Origin of the sequence: Vibrio sp. Vb0304 (genome assembly GCF_033338995.1) — a bacterium.
Taxonomy (GTDB): Bacteria; Pseudomonadota; Gammaproteobacteria; order Enterobacterales; family Vibrionaceae; genus Vibrio; species Vibrio alginolyticus.
Genome location: NZ_JAWOTT010000244.1, coordinates 1 through 1,171 on the forward strand (window position 1 = coordinate 1; position 1,171 = coordinate 1,171).

Annotated in this window: 2 protein-coding genes and 1 pseudogene; all 3 read left to right on the top strand. The window is 45.6% G+C overall.

The features are described 5' to 3' along the window. A pseudogene (locus R7P35_RS25345) lies at positions 1-311 on the top strand (glutathione synthase); the annotation flags it as partial. Positions 312-424: 113 nt separating this feature from the next. After that, positions 425-988 carry a YqgE/AlgH family protein gene (locus R7P35_RS25350; protein ID WP_005461717.1) on the top strand — a complete coding sequence of 188 codons (564 nt, stop codon included), beginning with the start codon at positions 425-427 and terminating at the stop codon, positions 986-988. A gap of 48 nt (positions 989-1,036) precedes the next feature. After that, the coding region (ruvX, locus tag R7P35_RS25355; protein ID WP_318093166.1) for a Holliday junction resolvase RuvX at positions 1,037-1,171 on the top strand (135 nt) is incomplete at its 3' end.

Sequence of the window (1,171 nt, forward strand, 5' to 3'; positions counted from 1 at the left end):
TTGACGGTGAACCGATGCCTTACTGTCTTGCGCGTATTCCTGCTAAAGGCGAAACGCGCGGCAACCTAGCCGCTGGTGGTACTGGTGAAGCTCGTCCGCTAAGCGAAACAGATATGAAGATTGCTCAAGCTGTTGCTCCGACTCTAAAAGAAAAAGGGCTTATCTTTGTTGGTCTTGATGTGATTGGCGACAAGCTAACTGAAATCAACGTGACTAGCCCAACTTGTATTCGTGAAATCGAAGCGGCATTCGACATTTCTATCACTGGCAAACTGATGGATGCCATTGAACGTCGTGTGAAAGGCGAATAACTGAATTTATAGTACAGTTATAGTAGAGAACCAGACATTATCTTAAGCAAACTCATGCACATAGTCGCGAGTTTGCTTAAGTGCATTTACGAGTCTTAAAGGTCGGTATGAGAATGAACCTCACAAACCATTTTTTAGTAGCCATGCCTGGAATGAAAGATCCGTATTTCCAGAATAGCGTTATCTACGTTTGTGAACATAACGAAGAAGGCGCTATGGGACTGATGATCAACGCGCCTGTTGATATCACCGTAGGCAACATGCTCAAGCAAGTTGACGTGCAGCCTGTTCACCCGCGCCTGTTTGAAGCCAGCTTAGATAGACCCGTCTACAATGGCGGTCCAATCTCAGAAGACCGTGGTTTTATTCTACATAAACCGAAAGATTACTATGAATCCAGCATTCAAATGACCGACGACCTTGCTGTCACCACTTCACGAGATATTCTTTCCGTATTGGGGACAGAGGCTGAGCCAAGTGACTATTTGGTTGCTCTTGGTTATTCCGGTTGGAGTGCTGGTCAGTTAGAAAATGAACTGGTTGAAAACTCTTGGCTAACCATCGAAGCCACACCAGAAATCATCTTCGATACGCCCATTACAGAGCGCTGGAAAAAAGCGGTAGAAAAGCTAGGTATCGACCCAAGCCAATTGTCGGCAGACGCAGGTCATGCGTAACGCAACCGCCTTCCTTAACTTCCACTTCATTAAGATTTGAGACACTGTATGTCACGCACAATAATGGCCTTCGACTTCGGTACTAAAAGTATTGGTAGCGCGATTGGTCAAGAAATCACAGGCACCGCTTCACCACTGAAAGCGTTTAAAGCCAATGATGGCATTCCAAATTGGGATGACATC